The following is a 23,695-nucleotide window of genomic DNA, read 5'->3' as shown; positions in this document are numbered from 1 at the left end:
CGGCCCGTTCGGGGCTCACACCAGGAAACGCGCCTGGCAGTAGGAATGGTCGGACTCGGTCGGCGTCACGGTGGTGGTGAGCAGCCGTACCGCCTGGCCGTACAGGATGTGGTCCTTCTGCCGGTTCGCCGGCGTTGTGGGAGTGCGGTCGAAGGCGCTGAGGTAGCGCCCGGGACACAGCGCCTCGGCCAGCAGGTCACCCACCCGCGCGTCATTCAGGTCGAGAGCCGCCAGCGCCGGACCGGCCTCGCCGAGCGCCACCAGGTCCGCCGCGAGCATTGCCCACATCGGCGCGAACGTGGGATCGGTGGGGCTCACACCGAAGTGGTGCAGCGGGAAGCAGTGCCCGTTGACCAGTCCGAGCGTGCGGCCGCCCAGATCCACCTGCCCGACGACATAACCCTTGTCGTGCAGTTTCCAGCGCTCCCCGTTCGGGCCGGCGCCCTTCAGCCCGGGATTGGGGAACTGCTTGTACACGGCGTCCTGGATGGGGAAGCGGGACACGATTCCGAGCGCCAGGGACGCCCGCTCCGCCATGTGGGAGCCGCTCGTCGGGAACGACACCGAGTAGCCGTATCCGGCCCGCCTCGCCAGGTACTGTGCCTGGCCTTCCCGGCGTCCGTGGTAGTCGTGGGCCTCCTGCAGGCAGACCACGTCGGGCCGGTGGGCCGCCAGGACTCCCGCGTAGTAGTCGAGTGAGGGCTCCGCACCGCGCTGGTGGGACTCCCCGAGGATGCCTCCCCCGATGTTCCACGTCGCGATCGTCAGGGGCGTGTGGTTCATGGGCGCATCCTCTGCGGGCTGTTGCCGGGCCGGGGAGGTGGAGCGGGCGTTCGAGGTCCCGTGGACCGCCGTTCACGGACGTGCGGTGCGGCGTGGCATCGCCATGTCCCGCAGCGCACGGCGGTCCAGCTTCCCCGAGGCCGTCAGCGGCAGCGCGGGGACGAAGTGGTACCGGTCCGGCAGCATGAAGCCCGGCACGTTTTCGCGCATGTGCCGCCGCAGCACCGCCTCGGGTCCGTCCGCGCGCTGATCGGCGAGCACGACGCATGCGACGAAGAACTGGGTGCCGGCCGGACTGGTGACCACGGCGGCCGCGGCGTCCTTGACCAGTGCGTGGGCCCGCAGGAACGACTCCACCTCACCGGGCTCGACGCGGGCGCCCCGGACCTTGACCTGCTGGTCGTTGCGGCCGACGTAGTCGAAGGAGCCGTCCGCGAGCCGCCTGGCCAGATCCCCGGTCCGGTAGTAGCGGCGCCGCCCCGTCGGGGTGTCCAGGACGACGAAGCGCTCGGCTGTCAGCTCGGGCCGGCCCAGGTACCCGATCGCGACCGAGGACCCGGCCACCACCAGTTCTCCGACCTCGCCGTCAGGGAGCAGTTCCATCCCCTCACCGCGTACCTCCACCACCAGGTGCGGCAGCGCCGTGCCGATCGGCGAGCGCACCGCACCCCCGAGGTCCGCCCGGCTGAGCACCCGGCAGGTGGCGACGCACGTCACCTCGGTCGGACCGTAGACGTTCACGACCGTCGGCGGAGTACCCCGATAGGTGTCCGCAAAGGCCGAGATCACGCCGAGATCAACGCTCTCGCCGCCGAGCACCACGTAGCGCAGGGCGAGTCGGGGCCTGCCGGCCTCCTCGTAGCAGTAGGCAAGTGCCCCGAAGGCCGTGGGGACCTGGGAGATCAGGGTCACCTCCTCCCGGCGGAGCAACTCGACGAAGTCGGGCACCGACAGAGCCACCGGGGACGGCACCACGATCGCCGTCCCTCCGGAAGCCAGCGCGAGCCAGAGCTCGTTGACGGACCCGTCGAAGATGAACGGGTGGGAGAGCGTGACACGGTGCCTGCTGCCCAGGCCGAGCACCGGCATCTCGCTGCGGAGCAGTTCGAGCACACCGGCGTGTGCGATCATGCAGCCCTTCGGGGTGCCGGTCGAACCGGACGTGTAGATGATGTACGCCAGTTCGCTGCCATCGAGCTCGATCCGCGGTGGCGGGAGCGGCTCCTTCCGCCCGGTGTCCGGAGCGACCACGCGCACTTCGGTGAGTCCGCAGGACGCCACGTGCTCGGCGTCACCGATGACCAGCTTGATCCCGGCGTCACCTGTCAGATAGCGCAGACGCTCGGCCGGGTAGGACGGTTCGAGCGGCACATAGGCCGCTCCCGCCTTCAGAACGGCGAGGATGGAAACCGGGATCTCGACCGAGCGGTGCAGGAGAATCCCCACGCGGTCGCCCACGCGTACCCCCTCCGCCACGAGTTCAGCCGCGAGTCGATCCGATACCAGGTCGAGTTCCCGGTAGCTCAGCGTTCGTCCGTTGTCGCGCAACGCCTCAGCGGCACCGCGCAGTGCCGCGACCCGGCGGAACAGGTCGGGCAGGGAGATCGCGTCGTCCAGATATGCCCGCTGCTCGTCGGCGGTCACGGCATTGCACATGGGATGTCTCCCCCGGTTCTAGGGTGTCCGGAAGCTTCCGCAGGGATCTGCTCGCGCGTCGGTCTATGCCTCTCCACGGGCGAACCGCCTGGTTTCCACCGCGCTCAGGACGCCGCCGTGGTAGTCCTGGAAGACCGCTCCGCGAGCCGCCTTCGGCGTCTCGGCCTTGGCGCCCAGGCGGACATGGTCGATCCCCCGGGCGCGCGCGTACGCGAACGGCAACTGGAAGAGCAGGTTGACGTACAGTGCGAAGCGCTCGCCGCCCTCCTCTCCGTCCAATCCGACGTCGTACACCTCCAATTCGTCCTCCCAGGCGACAATCGTCTGCACGCCGCGGATACCGGACGACTGGGCGGTGAACACGAAGAGGTCGATGTCGGGATTCTCCTGCAGTTCGGAGTACCGCAGATCCACGAACTCGGGCCTTTCCGAAGTCCCCTTGCCGGCGTAGTGCAGCGAGATCAGTTCGGCCGCCCACGCGCTGACCTCGTCCCAACGCGCCCGACTCACCGCCATGGGTACCGCGGCGATCTTGCGCCGGTCCCGGTGGATCGTGTTCCGCACCTTCGACGGGAGTCCGCTCTCCCACCGGGGGTCGGACAGGCCGAACATGTGTGCCTCACGCCCCAGTCCGGTCCAGACGATGCGATCGTGGCTCGCGGCGGCCAGGACGTTCCGGGCTTCGGTGTACACGTAGGGGAACGCCAGGCACCGCTCCTCCTCCGCGGCGAGCCGGGCGAGTTCGATCAGAAGGCCGTGCAACTGGCCTGGGGTCGCGTCCGGATCGACATGGAGGCCGGTGCGCCGGTCTCCGCATCCGCCGACCATCAGGGTGGCCTCGGGCGAGCACCCGTCACCGGCTCCATCCGGCAGCCCCCATGAGCGCGGGTCGTAACCCGGGTCGGGCCACGCCTTCATACGGGACCGGTAGACCGGTATCGCCGCTCGCAGCCGGGACCCGTCGGTCCACTCGAGGTAGCGGCTGGACCACCTGGCATCCCGCTCCTTCTGAAGAAGCCGGCTGTACGAGGAGGCGAAGCCGGCCGTCCTGTCGAGCGCATCGAACTGCTGACGGTCGAAGTCCGCGATGGCCGAGGTGAAGTGGATGTCGCCCATGTGCAGTCCCCACAATCTGTTTCCATGGCAACAGCCGCCCCGGGCCGTGTGCGGGCCGGGCCCCCGGAACGGTCCTGACGTACCGTCACGACACGACGGGATCGGCCTCCGGATCGGGGCGGGGGATGTCGCGCATCCGGCGGAGCGGAGAGAAGAACACGAGCCAGCCGGATGCCCACACACCGATGACGGAGACCCACAGCGAGGGGCGCACCCCGATCGCCGTGCCCAGCAGTCCGCCGAGGATGCCGCCGATGGGCATCGTGCCCCAGACGACCCATCGGACGGCCGCGTTCATCCGCCCCATCAGGTCAGGAGGTGTCACCGACTGCCGGTAGCTGAGCTGCGCGATGTTGTAGACCATCATCGCGAAGTAGCCGGCGCCCCAGCCCACCGGGACAAGCAGTACCCCCCAACCGCGCCAGGCCGCCGCGGCAACGACCTGCGGCGCGGCGAACACCAGCACGGACACCCAGATGATCCGGGCCGATCCGATCCGCTTGGCCAACCGGCCGGCGAACGTGCCGCCGACGATTCCGCCGATGGAACCGCCCGCCATGATCAGTCCGACGAAACCGGGCCGCACGTGCAGCACCCGGACGAGGAAGACCATCATCAGCGCCGTGTTCATGCTGCTGAAGAGGTTGCCGGTGCCGGTGCAGGCGACGATCCTGCGGAGAATCTTGTCGGTGACGATGAACCGCAGGCCCTCGGCGATCTGACGGCGCAGCGTCTGGTCGGTCCGCCTCGGACGCGGCGGTTCCTCACCCTTGCCGATCGCGAAGAGGGAGCCGACCGAGACCAGGTAGGAGATGGCATCGGCCGTCAAGGCGCCCGCCGCTCCGAATGCCGCGACCAGGCCGCCGCCCAGGCTGGGACCGGCCATCTGCGAGAAGGCACCGGTGGTTCCCAGCTTGCTGTTGGCGTCCATCAGTTGGTCGGTGCGCACCAGTGAGGGCAGATAGCTCTGGTAGGAGACGTCGAAGAACACCGTGCACACGCCGGCGGCGAGCGCGACGAGATAGAGCTGCGCCATCGTCAGGCCGTCCAGGGCGGCGGCCAGCGGGAGCGAGCCGATGAGCAGCAGGCGCAGGAGGTCGCAGGCGACCATGATGGAACGCTTGGAACCGCGGTCCACGAGCGCGCCCGCCGGCAGCGCGATCAGTGCGAACGCGGCAGTGGTGGCGGCGGTCAACAGGCCGACCTGGAACGTGCTCGCCTTGAGCACGACGACCGCCACGAGCGGAAGAGCGACCTGGGTAACCGCCGAACCCATCACACTGACGGTCTGACCGCCCCACAGCAGCATGAAATCCCGCTGCCGCCACAGGTTCGGGCGATCGGTCTTCGCCCCGGCGTCCTGCAAATCGTCCGCTACATTCGTCACGGCCGTCAACCTAGCATGTCATGTTCAAAGCAGGTGATGGCGTCGGTCCTGATATTTGTTAGGACTTCGACGAGCCGTCACCCTGGCAAGCTGTGCTCGGGTTGAACCGGGTTGATGCGCGGCGCCCGGCTTTCTCCACCCGCCTGTCTCATATCGGCACGCTCGCCGACCGGCCCGCCGCGGCCGGAGAATCACGAATCACGGCCGAAACGGGGGACCGAATGGCGAACCGGATTCCCCTGTTGAACGCACAACTCGCTTTCGGGCTCCAGGCGGAGCGCTCGGGACGGCGTTCCACGGTCACCTTGATGTTCCGCACACCGCCTGCCGGCCTGTCCACCTCGGATGTGCAGCAGGTTGTGCAGTCGTTGCTGCTCCGGACCCCGGCGCTGTCCTACCGTATCCGGTTCTCCCGGGGCGGCGCGTACCAGGAGCGGCATGCGGCCGAGTGCGACTTCGCCGAACTCACCGTAGCGGGAGGGGAAGCGGTTTCCGCGGGTGTGACGGAACAGATCGAGGCATTCGAAGTCTCGCTGGACGGCGCCGCCATGGCTGCCCGCCTCCTGCGCTCGCCGGAGGCCGACACCCTTCTTCTCATTTTCGACCACGCCCTGGTCGACGAACATTCGATGGTGCTCATCAGGCGGCAACTGGCTGCTCCCTCGACGCCGGACGCAGGGCAGCACGCGCGCTATCAGGCGGCGGTCCACGACCGGATGGCCGCTGAAGCCGCTGCCGCGGCCGGGCCCGGGGTCGCGTTCTGGCGGGAACGCCTCGACGCGGCCGGCGAATTCCCCCGGCTGAGGCCGAAACCCACCCGGGTCGTTCCCATCGAGAAGATCCCCGGCGTCGCCATCCCCCGTTCCTTTCGCGGTTCCCTGTTCCCCTACGTCCTCTTCTCGATCCACCGCGCACTGCGTGACGTCTCGCAGCCCGGACCGACCGTCATCGGCTACCCCTGGGGCGGCCGGAACCCCGCGTACACCGACGTTGTCGGCTGCTTCATGAACACCGTCATCTCGCTGGGCGCGGCCGGAGCGCGGCAGGCACCGGCCGACGCAGCCGGGTTCCTCCGGGGATGGTACGGGGAACTCGACCACGCGGACGTGCCGTTCAGCACGGTCGTCGGGCTGAGGTCCGCGTTCTCCGGCGCCGTCACAGCGCAGCTCAGCTACCAGCGCGCCACGGAGCGCACAGTGGTGATCGCCGGTGTCCCGGCCGTCGAGACCGCACCCAGCCGCGGTCGAGGGCCCCAGGGGCCCGTGGTCCTGGCCGGCGCGACGGTCCACGACGAGGAGCTCGGGCTCCGGCTGCTCATCGACGAGCAGAGCGCCGGCTACGGAGCCCAGGCATTCGGTGCCCGCTGGCGCCACTGGCTCACCACAGCCCTGTCGCGCTCTCCCGAGCGCACCTCCTGACAACCCGACGATCCATACCCTGGAGAAGCAAGGCATGCTGAATTCCCGGTCAAAAAGTGCACTGTGGCGGCCTTGGACGCCGATCACCCAGCAGGCCGACTCGATGCGGATCGTGGAGGCGCAGGGCAATCGCGTCCGCGACGCGGGAGGCACCTGGTACCTCGACGGAATCTCCGGTGTCCTGAACGCGTCCTGCGGACACGGGCATCCGCGGCTGGTGGAGGCCGCGACCCGGCAGTTCCAGCAGCTCGTCCACTACGACCCCATGGTGTCGAGCCACGATCCCGCCGAGACGCTGACCGCGCGGCTGGCCGAGATCCTGCCGGGCGAGCTCAACGAGACGTGTCTGCTCAACAGCGGTTCGGAGGCCACCGAGGCGGCGCTCAGGATCGCGTTGCAGTACTGGCGCAACCTCGGCGAGAGCCGCAACCGGGTGATCACGTTCGAGGCGGCCTACCACGGCAGCACCTTTCTGGCCCAGCAGCTGTCCGGCCTGCCCTTCACCGTCAGCGAATGGACCCCGCCCTTCCCCATCGACCACGTCTCCCTGCCCGCCTCGCCCCGGGCGGTGCGCACCGAGGAAGGAGCGGACGAGCTGATCGCGCTCTTCGCCCGGGCGCTCGAGGCCGGCCCGCCGGCCGCGGCGGTCATGGTCGAGCCGCTGCTGGGCCTCGGCGGCTGCGTGGTACTTCCCGCGGGATTCCTCGCCAGGCTGCGCCGGTTGTGCGACGAGCACGGAGCGCTGCTCATCCTCGACGAGGTGTTCTGCGGATTCGGCCGTACCGGTCGGATGTTCGGATTCGAACACGACGGGATCACCCCGGACATCGTCACGATGAGCAAGGGCATCAGCGGCGGGTACCTTCCGCTGGCCGCGGTGACCGTCACGTCGCCGATCAAGGAGTCGTTCGTCCGGGAACCCGTCGCCCAGGGGCTGCGGTACGGGCACACGACAGGCGGCCACGCCGTCGCGAGCGCCGTCGCGAACGCGGTGCTGGACGTCATGGCCGACGAGAAGCTCGTGGAGAACTCCGCGGCTCAGGGCGCCACGCTGCTGGACGGCCTACGGCAGCTCGAACCGAGCCCGGTGATCACCGATGTCCGCGGTCTCGGACTGGTCGTCGCCATCGAGGCCGACTCTCCCGAGTCCGCGGCCGCCATCGCGACGGCTTCGGCCCGGGCCGGCGTCATGATGCGCCACGAGCGCGGTGTGGTCCGGATCGCGCCTCCTTTGACGATCACCACCGACGAGACGGCGGAGATGCTCCAGAAGATCGGTGCGGCCGTGGACACCGCGGCTGAGGCACGTCGCTAGGAGGAGCCAAGTGAGCGAGACGACCCCGGCACTGCGGGAGGAGCTGTCCCTGCCTTCCTTCGACGCCCCGAGCGACGCACCGTTCTCGTGGCTGCGTGACATGGCAGGGACCGTTCGTGACCGGATGCTGAAGCACGGGGCGGTGGTCATCCACGGCCTGCCGGTGGATGACCGGGACGGTCTGGCCGAGGCGCGCGGTTCCCTGGGGATCGAGCCGTTCACCCCCACCGAGTCCTTCAACCACCGGAGCGACCGGGGCGACGGCATCCTCTCCCCCATCAGCTGGCCGCAGGACAGGATCATCTGCCCCTTCCAGGAGAGCTCCTTCAGCAGGGAGTTCCCCTCCGTGGTGCTCACCGCGTGCGTCACCCCGCCCGACGGCGACGGGCGGACCCACCTCAGTGACGCCCGCCGAGTGGCCGATCACCTGCCGGCCCAGCTCGCCGACCGGGTACGGACGGGCGGTTGGACGATGACCCGGGTCTTCCACGAGGGGTTCGGCATCTCATGGCCGGAGGCGTTCTCCGTGACGGATCGTGGCGCGCTCGATGATCTCTTCCAGACCGCGGGGATCGATTCCGCGTGGCTCCCCGACGGCACGCTGCACACCGTGCGGCACCGGCCTGGCGTCCTCCGCCATCCGGTCACCGGGGAGGAGTGCTGGTTCAACCAGATCGCTTTCCTGAACGCCGGCAGCCTGGACCCGACCGAGCGCGTGATCATGGCCAACGCCTTCGGGGAGCACCTCCCGATGAACACTTTCTTCGGCGACGGCTCGCCGCTGTCCGAGGAGGATCTGGCGGCCGTGCACCACGCCTACGACGCGGTGAGGATCGGCGTCCCATGGCGTCGGGGGGACCTGCTGATCGTCGACAACATCCTCATGGCCCAGGGCCGGTCCGCCTTCGAGGGGTCCCCCGAATTCCTGATCGCCCTCGGCCGGTAACGCCCGGGAGCACCGGTTCGTCCGTCCCAGGAGCGGAGGCAGGCCGTCGCGCCGGCAACGCTTTCCCCCATCCATCGATCCGCTGATCGCCAGCATCCACAGAAGGAGAAACAGGTCATGGTGCAGGTTGTGCCAGAGGCGACTCTGCAGGAGATAAAGGATCACCTGGAACTGGTCGTCGGCAGCGCTTCCGGCAACACCTTCCAGGGCTCGGAGTCGGTGGTCCGCCGCCTCGCCGACCCGGGGGAACTGCGATCCCTGATCGGCCAGGTCATCGCTGACGGCCAAGCCCTCGCCGAGATCGCCGCCCGCTCGTACTACCACGCGAACAACTTCCTGAAAGTCGTGCTGCTGTCCGGCGACAAGAACCCGTGGAAACTGCGCCTCCACGTCTGGCACCCGCAGCCGGACGCCTCGGGGACGATCACGGAGGACATCCACTCCCACCGCTGGGACTTCACGACCGCCCTGGTGGCGGGGGAGTACTTCGCCCAGGAGTTCACCATCGGCCCCGGAGACGAGTACCACCACTTCAAGTACCTTCCGGTAGGGGCCGGGCAGGCCTTCTCCTTGGAGGCCCAGGGCAGGGAACGGCTCCGCAACGTGTTCTCGGCCCTCCTGCCGGCCGGCACGGTCTACCACATCGATCACCAGGTGCTGCACTGCATCTCGCGATCGGCCGGCAGGGCCGCCGCCTCTATCGTCCTGCAGCAGCCCGCCGAGACCGACTTCACGAACGTCTACCGGACGTCACCTGCCGGCGAGCAAGCTAGGACCGAGATCACGGTGGAGCGGCCTTCCACCGGTCAGCTGCGTGAAGAGCTCACACACTTCCTGTCCTGGCTCGGCTGACCAGGACGGCCGCGCACCCGGGACAACGCGCCCCCGACAGAGCGGGTCGGGGGGCCCGTCCGGCGTCTCAAGGAGGGCGTACACGTGCATCAGGGTGATCGGGACGCGACCGGTGAACTCGGTCGGGCGCCCGCCGTCGAATGGGCGCGGCTGTTCTCGGATGCCGCGCAGCGACGGGGGCTGTCAGGAGACGGTCTTGCCCTGGCCCGAGCTGCCCGGGAGGAGATCAAGCAGCGCGCGCGGAGGACTTCCGCCCTGATCGACCAGGTGCCGGGCCTTCCGCTCACCACGGAGGAATGCTCGATCCTCGAACCGCCCTTCGGACGGTCCACCCATCTGCCCAGTCCTGATCGCCCCTACGCGCATCTGGCCGTCCACACCGGACTGGGAGGCGTGAGCGTCACGCCGCTCTGGGCCACCGCCGCCGGTGGGAACGTGGTCATGAGCACCGTGGAGAACAGGATCAAGGCGAGGGCCACCGCCCTGGACCCGATGGTCGCGCTGTCCGTACCGGCCGGCATCGGCAGCCCGCTCTGCTACGAAGTGGGCGGCTTCGTGCAACAGTCACCGGACCCCGAACGCACTGTCATCCGCGCTCTGGCCGCCCTGTACAGCAAGCCGGGAATCAGCGAACACACGGACGGCAACTACACGAGCTGGGATCGGCGTGAAGGCAACGAGCGGCTCCGGCTGGAGGTGCTGGCCTACCGCGTCCGCAACGACCTCGGCGACGTACCCGTGTTTCGGACCGCCCCTTACATCCGGAGACTGGCGCCGAGGTACGGCGGAACCCGTCCCCCGCGGTGGTCCGCAGCGAACCGGCACGAGGACTTCCGGACGCTTGACGCGCGCGACACGGACGGGTCGGCTCCGTATGGTGCCGGCGACGAGCTGGCCGTTCTCGGCGTGGTGCGCCACTCCGGGCATCCCGGGTACCGGCCGCTGAACGCCACCTACGGCCACCTCGCGTGCTTCGACCGCTCCGGTCTCCTGCGCTGTCGCCAGCTCGGGTTCGACGTGATCGACGTCCGCGGCGAGACCCGCATCTCGTTCCTCGTCGACAGGCGCGACTGCGAGGCCCTGCGCCGCAGTCCCGCGGCCGCCCTGTCCGTCACAAAGTTCCGCGGCGGGAGTACGTGGCTTCAGTCGCGGGGGCTGGTGGAACTCCACGACGACGCGGACGACCTCCGAAGGGCGATCCGGCGCCTCGAGGACAGGTACAGCCGCGACCACCGCCGCCTGGCCCTGGACCTGGGTGCGGCCGAACGGGCCCCCGGGGACTGCGTGCTCGCGACCCTCTCCCGGCAGAAGGTCAGCAGCCGGTACCGGGAGGCGGGGCGATCGCTGCGTTCGGCCGGCGCGCGGTGAGACGGCGGGGCCGCCCGGTCACCGGGCGGCCCCCTGTTCGTCTCACACCCCGTCTCCGGGCAGGTGCGCGGTGTCCACGTACTCGTAGAGGAAGGAGTCGTAGAATTCCGCGTCCGGCGAGGGAACGACCTCGACCAGCCGCCACCCGTCCCGGATCTCCGCGGCGGCCGCGGCGACCGGGGTCTTCTCCAGCTCGGTCCCCTGCCCGTCCGGCTGTCCCCTGCCGGTGAAGCAGAGGACCACGCGACGGGGGTGGCTGCGGATCGAGTCCTCGACCCTCTCCAGGAACGTCAGGGCCACCTCGACGGAGAAGGGTTCGTAGAAGTAGAAGAGCCCCCCGTCATCCGGAATGTCGTAGGTGGTCGCGTCGGCGTGCACGATCTCGATCCGGTCGAAGCCGTCGCGGTTCTCCGCGGCCTTCCGCACGTTGCTCGCGGCGATGCCGCACAGCGTCTCCGACGCCTCCACGCCGACGATCCGGCGGAACGGCAACTCGGCCGCCAGCAGCAGGACCCGGCCCTTTCCGGAGCCGACGTCGACGAACGTCACTTCCTCATGCCTGACGCCGCACCGGCCGAGCGCGTTGCGCACCGTACGGACCGGCGTCGGCGAGTACCTGGCGTTCCGCCCCACCGGCATCAGATCCGCCTCCGGGAGATCCCACAGTTCGACGTTCTGTGCGGTCTCCACCGCGTAGTCCGCGTCGAAGGACGTCTGCCGCTCGATCCGCTCCAGCCGATCGTCGAACACCTGACGGTACTCCAGCGCCCGTAGGAGCTTTCCTCGCTGATCCTGAGCCTGATCGTGATCCGGCATCCTGTCGTCCTCCCTCGGTCGGCGCCCTTACTCAAAGGGCCCGTCTGCTGTCGACCGTCGCCGCGAGGTCGGACAGCACCGGAGTGCGGGCGACATCGAGCAGCGACACCTGTTTTCCGAGCTTGACGACAAGCCGGATCGCCGACAGCGAGCTGCCCCCTCGCGCGAAGAAGTCGTCGTTCCGGCCGACGCTCGAAGCCGGCAGACCGAGCAGTTCCTCCCACAGGCCGGCCAGCATCTGCTCCGTCTGCGTCCGAGGCGGGACAGCCTCGGATCGCGCCACCGGGGAGTGGCCCAGCTCGTTCGCCAGGGCCTTCTTGTCGATCTTCGAGTTGTCCGTGAGCGGCATGCTGGGCAGGCGCTGGATGTGCGGCGGGATCATGTACGCGGGCAGCGCCTCCGCGAGGCTTTCGCGGATCAGCTCGGTCTCGATGGGGGACGCCGCGGTGTAGTAGCCGACCAGTCCGGTGTCGGCGTCAGCGCCTCGTCTGACGACCACCGCGGCATCGCGCACGCCCTCGATGCGCAGCATCGCGTTCTCGATCTCACCGAGTTCGACCCGCACCCCGCGGATCTTGATCTGCTCGTCGCGGCGGCCCAGGAAGTCCAGGACACCGTCCTGCCGCCACCGCCCGTAGTCACCGGTTCGGTACAGCCTCAGCCCCGGCTCGGTTCGGCTCTCGACGAAGGCCGCCCTCGTTCGCCTGTCGTCGTTCGCATAGCCCCGGCCGACGCAGACTCCGGCGAACGCGATCTCCCCCGGTGCGCCCATGGGCACCACCTGGAGGTTCTCGTCGACGATCAGTACCTGCACATTGCGCACCGGCTTCCCGACGGGCACGGACGCCGACGCCGGCGGCCGCCGCATCACATGGTGGGTGGTGTCGTCCGATGCCTCGGTCGCCCCGTACGCGTTCGTCAACGGAATGTCGCAGAACTCGAACCACCGTTCCACGATGCCCTTCTTCAGGGCCTCCCCCGTGACGACCACGTGCCGTACCGCCGGCAGCCTGCGCGCGGGCTCGATCTCCGACAGGCGTGCCGTGAGCATCTCCAGGTAGGACGGAACGACCTGGATCACGGTGGCGCCCACGCGCTCGGCCGTCGCGATGAAGTCGTCGATGTCCCGCACCGTCTCGGCGGAGACCACGGTCGTCGCCGCCCCCACGAGAAGCGGTGCGATCGCCTGCCACAACGAGATGTCGAACGTGGCGGGCGCGCTCTGCACGAGCATGTCCCCGGAGCCGATCTCCAGGTCCTCCAGCTTCGCCAGGAGGTGGTTCACCATCCCGGCGTGCTCACACATGGCCCCCTTCGGGTCCCCGGTGGAGCCGGACGTGAAGTAGATGTACGCGAGTTGGTCCGCGGCCACGGCGATCCCGGGATCACTTTCGGCCGGTTCGGCCGCGGCGGTGCCGATGGTCAGGACCCGCGCGGCATCGCCCAGGGACTCGGTGACGACCGTAGTGAGGGACTCGCTCTCCTCGTCGACGAGCACGACCCGCGCTTCCGCCTGCTTGAGAACCACCCGCAGCCGGTCGGCGGGCCACTGCGGATCGACCGGCAGGTACGCGCCCCCGGCCCGCATCACCCCGATGATCGCCGCAACCCATTCGACCGACCGCCGCAGGTTCACGGCCACCACGTTCTCCGCCGTCAGACCGCCGGCCAGCAGGCAGTTCGCGATGCGGTTGGCCAGCCGGTCGAGCTCCGCGTAGGTGCACGACCGATCCCCGTCCCTGACCGCCAGCGCACCGGGGGTCCGCGCGGCCTGCTCGGCGAAGAGCCGGTGAAACCGCTGTGCCGGCAGAGCGACCACGGGCCCGGCGAACTCACGTAGCTGGACGTCCAGTTCACCCGGCGATACGAGGCTGTGATCGCCGTGTCCGGCAAGGGGGTCACGGAGCAGCAGGTCGAGAGCGCGCAGGTAGTAGCCCGCGTAGCGCGCGACGCACTCTTCGCCGTAGCAGTCCGCTCGATACCTCAGCCGGAGGCGCGCTGAGTCCGCCGCCGTGGAGAAACTCCACAGCAGAGCCGGATCGCCGTGCTCGCTCCCGGTACTCCCGTCTCCGGTCCAACCGGTGACGTCGAGGACGGCTTCGAGATCCGCGGCGAGGTTTCCGGAAGGCCGCGGGCCCGAAGGGGCACCGTCGGACTCCCGCAGCGCCTGATCCGCCTGCCCGATCAGGTCGAGCCAGGAGCCCGCCGGAACCGTCATCCTCAGCAGACGCGGCTCGTCGCAGCCGGCCGAGCGGTAGCCGACAGAAACGCTCCGTTCCCCGGTCAGGACCGAGGCCACCTTCGCGTACGCCGCCGCCAGCGCCGCGCACTGCCGGTCCCTTCCCGACAGTGCGTGACGGACCTCGGCGGGAATCGCGAGTTCGTACGTCTGCCACCCGGTCTCCCGGGACGGGTCGGCCGACGGCCACCGGGGCAGGACGCTGGTGAGCGCGGAATGTTCCGTTGCGGTTCCGGACGAGTTGACCACGGCTGCCTTCCCTTGGACCTGTCACGGGCTGTCGTCTGGCTTCGGGTCGTACCAAGTGCTCGCCCTGAGCGGCTCAGGGCAACTCCGCGGCCCACTTCCGCAGCGTGAGCCGGTCCACCTTCCGGTTGGAGTTCAGCGGAAAGCCGTCCAGGTGGACGTATCGGCGCGGAGCGACGGTGTCCGGCAGCACCGCGCGCACCCCTTCGGCCAGCGAGGTCTCCGGCACCTTGTCGCCGGTGTAGAACACCACCAGTTCCGTTCCGAACTCCGCGGGCCGGCTGACCGTGACCGCGTTGCCCACTCCGTCGCACTGGCGGACGACATGGTCGACCTCCGCCAGCTCGACACGCCACCCGTGCACCTTGACCTGCGAGTCCATGCGCCCGATGTAGGTGAGTTCACCGCCGGGACTGGCGCGCACCCGGTCACCCATGCGGTACCAGCGCCGGCCGTCGAACTCGACGAACCGGCCTTCCTCGTCGGCCGGGTCGAGATACCCGGTCGCCATCTGTGGACCAGTGACCCACAGTTCGCCCTCCACGGACGACTCTTCGCCCTGCTCGGTCACAAGGCGGAAGTCGTGGCCTTCGTGCACCTTCCCGATCGGCACTGTGCCGTTGGCGCCGGCCAGCTGCGACTCCTCGCCCGACCAGCGGTGCCAAGTGATGTTGATGGAGAACTCGGTGGGTCCGTAGAGGTTCTCCACGTTGGCTCGCGGCGCCGCCGCCTGCCAGTCCGCGGCGTCCTGGCAGCGCAGCGCCTCGCCCGCGAAGAACGACCACCTCAGGCCGGCGAGTGCGCCCGGTTCCAGCCCGCCCATCTCCCGGGCCATCCAGATGGCGCTCGGCGTGGAGTACCACACCGTCACCCCGTGCTCGGCGAGGAACCCAGGGAGGTCCCGATACGCCGACGGCGGCACCGCCTGCGCCGTCGCGCCCGCGCCCCATGCCGAGAACACGTCGTGAATTCCGCAGTCGAAATTGAGGTCGAAGGTCTGTGAGAAGACGTCATCAGGCCCGAAGTCGCACCGCCGGTCGAGGAGGTCGAAGTAGTGCGCGAAACCGCCGTGGGTCAGGGAAGCGCCCTTCGGGACCCCGGTCGAACCAGATGTGAACAGGATGTACGCCCGGTCCGAAGGAGCCGCTTTCACCGGTGCCGAGAGTCCGGGACGCTCAAGCATCGGGATCGTCGGAAACCGGCCGGCGAATCCGCCGGTGTCGAGGACGCGTGGAGGCGCCTGCTGATCGCTGATCTCCGGGAGGACCGCCAGGCCGCGGTCGTCGACGATCAGCGTGTCCAGCCCGGACAGTTCGATCATCCGGCGGAGGAGCTCGGCGGGGAAGCCGGGCTGCAGCGGAACGACGGTGGCACCCGCGTACAGGGCCGCCAGCAAGCCCGTGTAGGCCGTCGTGCTCTTGCCCGCCAGCACCCCCACCGACCGGGGAGCGCCCTGCGCGATGAGTGAACCCGCCCAGCGCAAGGCCGTTTCGTGCGCCTCTCGATAGGTGACGACGTCCGAGCCGACCCGTACCGCCGGACGGTCAGGGGATAGTTCCAGCCCCCGCAGGAATCGCTCGGTCAAGGTGAGCGACATACTCTCGTCAACTCCTGTCGTTCGCCTGCGCAATGCGCTTGAGCGCGGTAGTCGATCTCCTATCTCTGCACCAGAGGTTCGCTTATCGGTGCTTCGTGCCGTACTGGCATCCGTCAGGAGACTCGGTCCGCAGGCGGAACCCGCCGGAGACCGTCGTCCAGCCGGTGGAACCGAACCGGGGTCCCCGGTCCGGCTCTGTGCGATAGGTTGCCGACCATGAGTGAGACCGAACTCGCCGCATGGCCGCCTGCCCCGATCAAGACCGAACGCCTGGTGCTCCGCGCGTCCGAGGCCCGCGACCGTGCGGCGTTCGTCGAACTGTTCTCCTCACCGGAGGTGGGCACCTACATCGGTGGCGCGCAACCGCGGGAGCAGCTCGACCGGGCGATGCCAGAGGTGCCCGGGCGGCGATTCGGCGTCTTCGTCGTCGAACTCGACGGCGCCATGATCGGCATGATCACGCTCGACCCGCGTGACGCGGAACGCCCGGGCCATGTCCGTCCGGATGCCGGCGAGGCCGAACTCGGCTACATGTTCCTGCCGCAGGCATGGGGGCGCGGATACGCCGCCGAGGCTGGCGCGGCGGCACTCGGCTGGTTCTCCGACGCGCGTCCCGGCGAGCCGGTGGTGCTGTCCACCCAGATCGCCAACGGCGCCTCGCTGCGCGTGGCGACGAAGCTGGGGTTCACCGAGGTGGAGCGGTTCGAGGAGTACGGCGCCGAGCAGTGGTTCGGCGTGTGGTCCCCGCTCCCGCCGACCGCCTGAGCGCGCGGCCGGCGACTACCGACAGGAAGATCCAGGGGCCCGGGGCGGCGACGCGGTCGGGCCCCTTTTCTGCCCCCATGCCCCGATCGCGCGCGGCCCCTTCAGCGCGCCGCGCAGGCTTCTCTAACGATGTAAATCCGCGGCCCCCCAGGGCTTCCCGCTCCCCCGGGCGGCGCCCCCTCACGCCCTCGGGCCGCCCCGCGCCCGCGGAAAGCCTCCGGAGCCTGCCTGCCGGCGTCACAGCGATGAGCTGCACACGTACGGGTCATGACCGCCCGTCGGCAAAGGCGCTTTGCATCAACTCCTGCCGCAACCCTTGACGGTTCCTGTGTGCCGGTGGCGGAATCTGTGCGTTACATCGTTGTAGGGCGATGACGAAAGGACCGTCAGATGGTCCCAGCAGTGGTGTCCTCGGGCAGGCGCGGGCCGCGATCGATCGGAGCGCCGAGGGGCCGTTGGCTCGCCTTCACCGCCGCCCTGGCGGCCCTCGTCCTGCTCGCGCTGGTCAGCCCGGCGTCACCGGCCCGCGCGGCCGGCGCGTACGACAGCCCCGCCGCCGGCCCCGGCAGCAGCCCCGCCGCCGGCCCCGGCACCCCGGCCTCCGCGGTCGGCGCCGGAACGCACATCCTGGACGACGCGTCCTACCTGTCCGGCTTCGCCGACCCGGACTGGTACGAGTCGAACATCCCGTTCGTCGACCTGCCGGACGCCACCATGCAGAGCGTCTACTACTACCGCTGGCGCACCTACAAGGAGCACCTGCGCTACACCGACCCGCAGGACGGCTGGATCTCCACGGAGTTCCTCGACTGCTGCGGCTACGCCGCGCCCTACCAGGCGATCGACGCGGCCGCCGGCCACCAGATCACCGAGGGCCGCTGGGTCAGGGACCAGACGTACGACGACGACTACATCCGGTTCTGGCTGACCGGGCCCGGCGCGGGCGCCAAGCCGGCGACCGACGACGTCAACGCCGACACCACCGACTGGGCGCACGAGTACAGCGTGTGGCTGGCCACCGCCGCCTACCAGCAGGCCGAGGTGACCGGCGACTACACCGAGGTCACCTCGCTGCTGCCGGCGCTGGTCCGCCAGTACCGCGGCTGGGACGAGCAGTTCGACGCGAGCCTCGGCCTGTACTGGTCGGTGCCGGTGTGGGACGCGATGGAGTACTCCGCGTCCTCCTACGCCTCCGGCGACCCCTACCACGGCGGCGCGGGCTACCGGCCGACGCTCAACTCGTACCAGTACGGCGACGCGGAGGCGATCAGCGAGATCGCGCGGCTGGCCGGCGACAGCGCGCTCGCCCGGGAGTACGCCGGGCGGGCCGCGAAGCTCAAGTCGGCGATGCAGAAGTGGCTGTGGGACCCCAGCCGCGGCTTCTACTACACGATGGCGCGCGACGGCAATCCGGACCACCAGCTGTCCGGCACCCGCGAGGAGATCGGCTACCTGCCCTGGATGTTCGGCGCCGCCCAGCCGTCCGACGCCGGCGCGTGGTCGCAACTGCTCGACCCCCAGGGCTTCGCCGGCGCCTACGGGCCGACCACGGCCGAGCGCCGCAGCCCGTACTTCATGAAGGACGCCGGCACGTGCTGCCGCTGGGACGGCCCGAGTTGGCCCTTCGCCACGTCGCAGACCCTGACCGGGCTGGCCGACCTGCTCGACGACTACCCCGCGCAGGCGTCGATCGCCAAGGGCGACTACGCCGCGGCGCTGGCCACCTACGCCAGGACCCAGACCAAGGACGGCACGCCGTACGTCGCCGAGGCCCACGACCCCGACACGGACGCCTGGATCTACGACGGCGCCGACCACAGCGAGGACTACAACCACTCCACCTACGACGACCTGGTGCTGTCCGGGCTGATCGGCCTGCGTCCCCAGCAGGGCGACACGCTGAAGGTCCAGCCGCTGGTCCCCGCCTCCTGGGACCACTTCGCCGCCGAGAACGTGCCCTACCACGGCCACAACGTCACCGTGCTGTGGGACCGCGACGGCAGCCACTACCACCAGGGCGCCGGCCTGAGCCTGTACGTCGACGGCAGGCTCGTACAGCGCTCGGCGACGCTCCGCGACACCACCGTGCGGGTCGGCGGCACCGTCACCGCCCCCGCCGGCGGCCTGGTCGACGACGCCGCCAACCCGCTGCGCACCGGCTACCCCCAGCCCATCGCCTCCTACACCTGGCAGAACGACAACGCCTGGAACGCCCTGGACGGCAAGACCTGGTACGACGAGGTGCCCGAGGACACCCGCTGGACGAACTACGCCTCCCCGAACAGCAGCGACTTCTACGGCGTCGACTTCGGCGCCCCCACACCCGTCAGCGACATCCGCTGGTCCGGCTACGACGACGGCGGCGGGGTCCGGCCGGCGGCCGGCTACCGCCTCCAGTTCTGGGACGGCTCCGCGTGGAAGGACGTGCCCGGCCAGGTGCACAGCCCCGCCCAGCCGGTGGGCAACGGCACCAACCGCGTCACCTTCCCGCAGCTGACCACCAGCAAGGTACGGCTGGTGTTCACCGACCCGCCCGGCGCCTTCGTCGGCGTCACCGAGTTCCAGTCGTGGACGCCCTCCAGCCCCGACGCCGCCCTCAGCGTCGGGCCCGCCAACCAGAGCGGCCTGGTCACCGCCACCGCGTCCACGCCGATCAGCGTCACCGTGCGCAACACGACCCAGCGGCCGCTCACCTCCGCCCAGGTCGAACTCGGCCTGCCCCCGGGCTGGTCGGCCGACCCGGCCACGCGTCCCTCCGGCGCGATCCGCCCGGGCGCCTCCGCGGTGTGGACCTACACCCTGCACGCTCCCCCGACCGCCGACCCCGGCAGCGCCGCGGCGCTCACCGCCACCGCCACCTACCGGCCCGCGGGCGGCACACGGCAGTCGACCCACCGGCTGCAGAACCTCCGCGTCGCCTACCCGGCCGGCCGCCAGGACCCGGTCGGCACCTGGACCCTCGACGAGGGAAGCGGCAGCACCGCCCACGACAGCTCCGGCTCGCACGACGCCACCCTCACCGGCGCCCCGGCCTGGGTGTCCGGCGTCTCCGGCACCGCCCTGCAACTCGACGGCTCCGACCAGTACGCCCAGACCGCCGCACCGGTCCTGGACACCGCCGGCAACTTCACCGTCTCCGCCTGGGTACGCCTGGACTCCTCCGGCGGCTTCGCCACCGCCGTCAGCCAGGACGGCACCACCAGCAGCGGCTTCTACCTCCAGTACTCCTCGGCCGACCACCGGTTCGCGTTCTCCACCAGCGGCGGCCGCGCGCTGTCGGACCAGGAGCCGCAGACCGGCCGCTGGTACCAGCTGGTGGGCGTCCACGACGCCGACGCCGGCACCTACACCCTCTACGTGGACGGCGTCGCGCAGACCACCGTGTGGAACCAGGCCACCGGGGCCGCCGCGAACGGCCCGCTGGCCATCGGGCGCGCGTTCTCCGGCGGGCACACCAGCGACCCGTGGCCCGGCGCCATCGACCAGGTCCAGGTGTGGAACCGGGCGCTGACGGCCGCGGACGTGGCCGGGCAGTACCACCCGCAGACCTGACGGCCACCCGACTGCCCCACGCCCACGGGCGATCCGGGGCGGGCCGGCCACGCGGTGGCCGGCCCGCCCCGCGCACGGCGTCCGACCACCCACGGACGGCGCCCCTCCACCCGACGGAAGGAACAACGGTGATGCGCAGAGCAGGCCGTGCGGTGGCGATCGCCGCCGCGCTGATCGTCACGGCGGGCACCGCCGGCACGGCCGCCGCGGCCGGCCAGGCGCAGGCTCAGGCTCAGGCGCGGGCTCAGGCGGGGCAGTCCCCCGGCTCCGCGGCCGCCGCCGACCCGTGGACGCTGACCAGCAGCTCCTACACCGCCCAGGACATCACCACGATGCCCTTCGTCGGCAACGGCTACCTCGCCGAGCGGCTGCCCGCCGTCGGGCAGGGCTACGAGGGCGGTCTCGGGCCGTCCGGCTACCAGTTGGACCAGCAGCCCAAGCAGCGGCTGACCACCTCCATGGTCGCCGGCCTCTACAACAAGGGCCTGACCTCCGCGGTGCCCGACATGGAGTACATGGTCTCGCTCCCCACCTGGAGCACCATGGCCCTCGGCGTGGACGGGCACACCCTGGACGCCGCCGCGCCGCAGGAGCAGATCAGCGACTACCGGCAGCGCCTGGACCTCGCGCACGGCTCCGTCGACACCTCGCTGACCTGGACGCCCGAGGACGGCAAGGCCACCGGCGTACGCGTCGAGGTGCTCGCCAACCGCTCGCTCGAGCACCTCGGGCAGGTCCGCCTCACCGTCACCCCGCGGTGGACCGGGAACCTGGACCTGTCCGCGCTCCTGGACGGCGCCGGCGCGCAGGGCGTCAGCGCCACCTCCCGTTCCGTGGCGACCTCCGCGGACACCGCGACCGTCCGGCTCACCACGCCGGGCAACGGCACCCGCGTGGTGGAGACGCAGCGCCTCCAGGCCGGCCCGGGAACGAGGGTCTCCGCCCGTACCGCCGCGGAGCCGTCGGACGACACGGCCACGGCGGGCGAGAACTGGACGATGCCCGTCACCGCGGGCGCCACCTACACCGTGACCAAGTACGTCGGCACAGCGACCTCCGACGATCCCGGCGACCCCGCGGCCACCGCGGCCGCCACCGTCGAGACCGCCGTCCACCAGGGCTGGTCGAAGCTCGTCGCGCGGCACGACGCGGACTGGGCCGCGCTGTGGCAGCCCAACATCGAGGCGGCCGGTGACAGCGACCTGCAGGCCGACATCAACATGTCCTTCTACACGCTGTACTCCAGCGTGCGCGCCGGCAGTTCGTGGAGCATCCCGCCCGCCGGCCTGACCAGCCAGGACTACAACGGCGACATCTTCTGGGACGCCGACACCTGGATGTTCCCCTCGCTGCTCGCCCTCCACCCCGAACTCGCCGAGTCCATCGTCATGTTCCGCTCGCGCACCCGGGTCCAGGCCGAGGCCAACGCGAAGGCCAACGGCTACGGCGGAGGGATCTGGGCCTGGGACAACGGTCCCGGCGGCGCCTGCGGCGACCTCGGCCACCCGATGTGCGTCACCTTCGAGGACCACCTGGAAGGCGACATCGCGCTCGCGCAGTGGCAGTACTACCAGGCCACCGGGGACACCACCTGGCTGAAGGACTACGGCTACCCGGTGCTGAAGGACGTCGCCGCGTTCTGGGCCGACCGGGTCACGAAGGCCGCGGACGGCAGTTACCACATCGACGGCGTCACCGGCCCGGACGAGTACCACGAGCACGTCGATGACAACGCCACCACCAACGCGGGCGCCGTCCTCGCCCTGAGGGACGCCGCGGCCGCCGCCGCCGTACTGCACCAGCGCCCGGACCCGGCGTGGACGGCGATCGCCGACGGCATCGCCGTGCCCACCGACGCCGACGGCAGCCACCCCGAGTACGCCGGCTACACCGACCAGACCGTCAAGCAGGCCGACACGGTCATGCTCAGCTACCCGCTGGGCTACGTCACCGACGCGTCGTCGGCCGCGGCGGACCTCGACCGGTACATGCCCGTCACGGACGTCAACGGGCCGGCCATGACGAACTCGGTGGAGTCGGTGGTCGCCGCGCAGATCCAGCAGCCCGGCTGCCTGGACTACACACTGTTCGAGAACTCTTACCAGCCCTACATCAAGGGGCCGTTCCGCCAGTTCGCCGAGACCCAGGGCGACGTGCCGCTCCAAGGCGGCGGCACCGGCCCCGCGTTCACCTTCGCCACCGGAGCCGGCGGCTTCCTCCAGACCTTCCTGTACGGCTTCGGCGGCATGCGGTGGACCGCCGACGGCCTCACGCTGGCGCCCACCCTTCCGCCGCAGCTCGCCTCCGGTATCACCCTGGCCGGCATCCAGTACCGCGGCAGCCGGCTGGACGTGCACATCGGTGCGAAGACCACCACGGTGACGCTCGTGTCGGGCAAGGCGCTCACCCTCGGCACGCCCGACGGCGACAAGCACCTCACCCGCGGCCGCCCGCTGACCCTGCCGACCGCCCGCCCCGACCAGGCCGCCACCGACGACCTCGCCCGCTGCCAGGCGGCATCGGCGCAGTCCGCGCAACCCGCGATGCCGCCCGCGGGGGCCGTGGACGGCAACGACACCACCACGTGGACGGCTTCGGCCACGTCCTCCTCCCTCCAGGTCGCCCTGTCCGGCCGCAACCTGACCGACCACCTCCACGTGCGGTGGGGCACCACCCGCCCGGACACGTACACCGTCGAGGTCCAGGACGGGCCGGGGGCGGCCTGGCACCAGGTGGACCAGGGCAGTGTGCCGCCGCTGGGCGACCTCGTGGCGCGCTGGAGCCGTACGGAGGCCACCGCGGTGCGCCTGTCGTTCGACGGCGCGGTGGCCGCGTCGGTCGCCTCGCTCTCCGTGCCGCGCGCGCAGGCGGCCGACCTCACCGGGGTGCTGACGGCGGACGGCACCTCGCCCGGCAAGGCCGCCACCGTGCACCTCGCCCTCACCTCCGTCGGCGGCGCGGACGCCCGGCACGTGGAGAGCAGCCTGCGCGTGCCGGACGGCTGGCAGGTCAGCGGCGACCCCGCCGCGGTCACCATCGCCGCGGACGGCCACGCCGACCTCCGGTGGACGGTCACCCCGCCAGCGGGACAGGCGACCACGGCCGCCGGGCTCACCGCCACCACCAGCTGGGACGGCACGGCCGGACGGGACACGCAGACCGCCACCGCCCTCCTCCCGGTCGTGACGCCGTCGCCGCTGGGCTCCACCATCGAGGCCGAGGACGGCGCGCTCAGCGGGGGCGCGCAGCCGGCGAACGACCACGGCGGCTACACCGGCAGCGGCTTCGTGGCCGGCTGGTACGCCGGGGCCGCCGGCACCGTCGCGGTGGATGTCCCGGCCGCCGGCCCCCGCACCGTCACCATCCGCTACGCCAACTCCCTGGGAGGCCAGCGCCCGCCGCTGGAGAACGTCACCCGCACGATCACCCTCACCGCAGGGGGCGCCTCCCACCAGGTGGAACTGCCGGTCACCGGCAGCTGGGACACCTGGTCGACCGTCACCGTCCCCACCGACCTCCCGGCCGGCACCGACCCGATCACCTTGACGGTGGGCCCCACCGACTCCGGCAGCATCAACATCGACAGCCTGACGGTGACCTGAGTCCATGCCCCAGGGCGACTGCAACGGCCGCGTCACG

The 23,695-nt window shown here is 70.6% G+C and carries 15 protein-coding genes; 8 read left to right on the top strand and 7 right to left on the bottom strand.

The features are described from left to right. Nucleotides 1-15: 15 nt before the first annotated feature. From AC3EVP_RS11940 to AC3EVP_RS11925, 4 genes are all read right to left on the bottom strand, one after another. Nucleotides 16-783 (bottom strand): endonuclease/exonuclease/phosphatase family protein, encoded by a 768-nt coding sequence (locus tag AC3EVP_RS11940; RefSeq protein ID WP_435129038.1) that lies wholly within the window; start codon nucleotides 781-783, stop codon nucleotides 16-18. Nucleotides 784-855: 72 nt separating this feature from the next. Then, complete coding sequence (locus tag AC3EVP_RS11935; RefSeq protein WP_435129035.1) at nucleotides 856-2,439, bottom strand: amino acid adenylation domain-containing protein; 1,584 nt, start codon at nucleotides 2,437-2,439, stop codon at nucleotides 856-858. A 63-nt stretch (nucleotides 2,440-2,502) separates the two neighbouring features. Continuing rightward, complete coding sequence (locus AC3EVP_RS11930; RefSeq protein WP_435129032.1) at nucleotides 2,503-3,555, bottom strand: hypothetical protein; 1,053 nt, start codon at nucleotides 3,553-3,555, stop codon at nucleotides 2,503-2,505. Nucleotides 3,556-3,640: 85 nt separating this feature from the next. Beyond that, nucleotides 3,641-4,942 (bottom strand): MFS transporter, encoded by a 1,302-nt coding sequence (locus AC3EVP_RS11925; RefSeq protein WP_335974905.1) that lies wholly within the window; start codon nucleotides 4,940-4,942, stop codon nucleotides 3,641-3,643. Nucleotides 4,943-5,034: 92 nt separating this feature from the next. Between AC3EVP_RS11925 and AC3EVP_RS11920 the strand changes: the two genes are divergently transcribed. From AC3EVP_RS11920 to AC3EVP_RS11900, 5 genes are all read left to right on the top strand, one after another. Further along, a complete protein-coding gene (locus AC3EVP_RS11920; protein WP_435129029.1) occupies nucleotides 5,035-6,360 on the top strand; it encodes a condensation domain-containing protein in 1,326 nt (441 codons plus the stop codon). Nucleotides 6,361-6,394: 34 nt separating this feature from the next. Next, nucleotides 6,395-7,675: an aminotransferase family protein gene (locus tag AC3EVP_RS11915; RefSeq protein ID WP_435129026.1), complete on the top strand. Its 1,281-nt coding sequence runs from the start codon at nucleotides 6,395-6,397 to the stop codon at nucleotides 7,673-7,675. 10 nt (nucleotides 7,676-7,685) lie between these two features. Further along, nucleotides 7,686-8,621 (top strand): TauD/TfdA family dioxygenase, encoded by a 936-nt coding sequence (locus AC3EVP_RS11910; protein ID WP_435129023.1) that lies wholly within the window; start codon nucleotides 7,686-7,688, stop codon nucleotides 8,619-8,621. 117 nt (nucleotides 8,622-8,738) lie between these two features. Further along, the gene (locus AC3EVP_RS11905) at nucleotides 8,739-9,473 is read left to right on the top strand and encodes a hypothetical protein (protein ID WP_335974922.1); all 735 of its coding nucleotides are present in this window, start codon (nucleotides 8,739-8,741) and stop codon (nucleotides 9,471-9,473) included. 84 nt (nucleotides 9,474-9,557) lie between these two features. Next, on the top strand, nucleotides 9,558-10,841 hold the full coding sequence (locus AC3EVP_RS11900; RefSeq protein ID WP_435129020.1) for a pyridoxamine 5'-phosphate oxidase family protein: 1,284 nt from the start codon (nucleotides 9,558-9,560) through the stop codon (nucleotides 10,839-10,841). A gap of 42 nt (nucleotides 10,842-10,883) precedes the next feature. Here the strand turns inward: AC3EVP_RS11900 and AC3EVP_RS11895 are convergent, their stop codons facing one another. From AC3EVP_RS11895 to AC3EVP_RS11885, 3 genes are all read right to left on the bottom strand, one after another. Further along, nucleotides 10,884-11,657 (bottom strand): class I SAM-dependent methyltransferase, encoded by a 774-nt coding sequence (locus AC3EVP_RS11895; RefSeq protein WP_435129017.1) that lies wholly within the window; start codon nucleotides 11,655-11,657, stop codon nucleotides 10,884-10,886. A 31-nt stretch (nucleotides 11,658-11,688) separates the two neighbouring features. Beyond that, the gene (locus AC3EVP_RS11890; RefSeq protein ID WP_435129014.1) at nucleotides 11,689-14,145 is read right to left on the bottom strand and encodes a non-ribosomal peptide synthetase; all 2,457 of its coding nucleotides are present in this window, start codon (nucleotides 14,143-14,145) and stop codon (nucleotides 11,689-11,691) included. A gap of 73 nt (nucleotides 14,146-14,218) precedes the next feature. After that, nucleotides 14,219-15,739, bottom strand: a complete 1,521-nt coding sequence (locus tag AC3EVP_RS11885; RefSeq protein WP_435129011.1) for an AMP-binding protein — start codon at nucleotides 15,737-15,739, stop codon at nucleotides 14,219-14,221. Nucleotides 15,740-15,955: 216 nt separating this feature from the next. On the opposite strand from AC3EVP_RS11885, the gene AC3EVP_RS11880 reads away from it, so the two are divergent. From AC3EVP_RS11880 to AC3EVP_RS11870, 3 genes are all read left to right on the top strand, one after another. After that, a complete protein-coding gene (locus AC3EVP_RS11880; RefSeq protein WP_435129008.1) occupies nucleotides 15,956-16,504 on the top strand; it encodes a GNAT family N-acetyltransferase in 549 nt (182 codons plus the stop codon). A 390-nt stretch (nucleotides 16,505-16,894) separates the two neighbouring features. After that, nucleotides 16,895-20,056, top strand: coding sequence for an MGH1-like glycoside hydrolase domain-containing protein (locus AC3EVP_RS11875; protein ID WP_435129005.1), 3,162 nt, complete (start codon nucleotides 16,895-16,897; stop codon nucleotides 20,054-20,056). A gap of 131 nt (nucleotides 20,057-20,187) precedes the next feature. Then, nucleotides 20,188-23,658, top strand: coding sequence for a glycosyl hydrolase family 65 domain-containing protein (locus AC3EVP_RS11870; RefSeq protein WP_435129002.1), 3,471 nt, complete (start codon nucleotides 20,188-20,190; stop codon nucleotides 23,656-23,658). Nucleotides 23,659-23,695: the final 37 nt, after the last annotated feature.

It is taken from the genome of Actinacidiphila sp. bgisy144, assembly GCF_057708105.1.
Note: the sequence above shows the minus strand (reverse complement) of the source record. Positions and strands in the feature narration are given on the sequence as shown.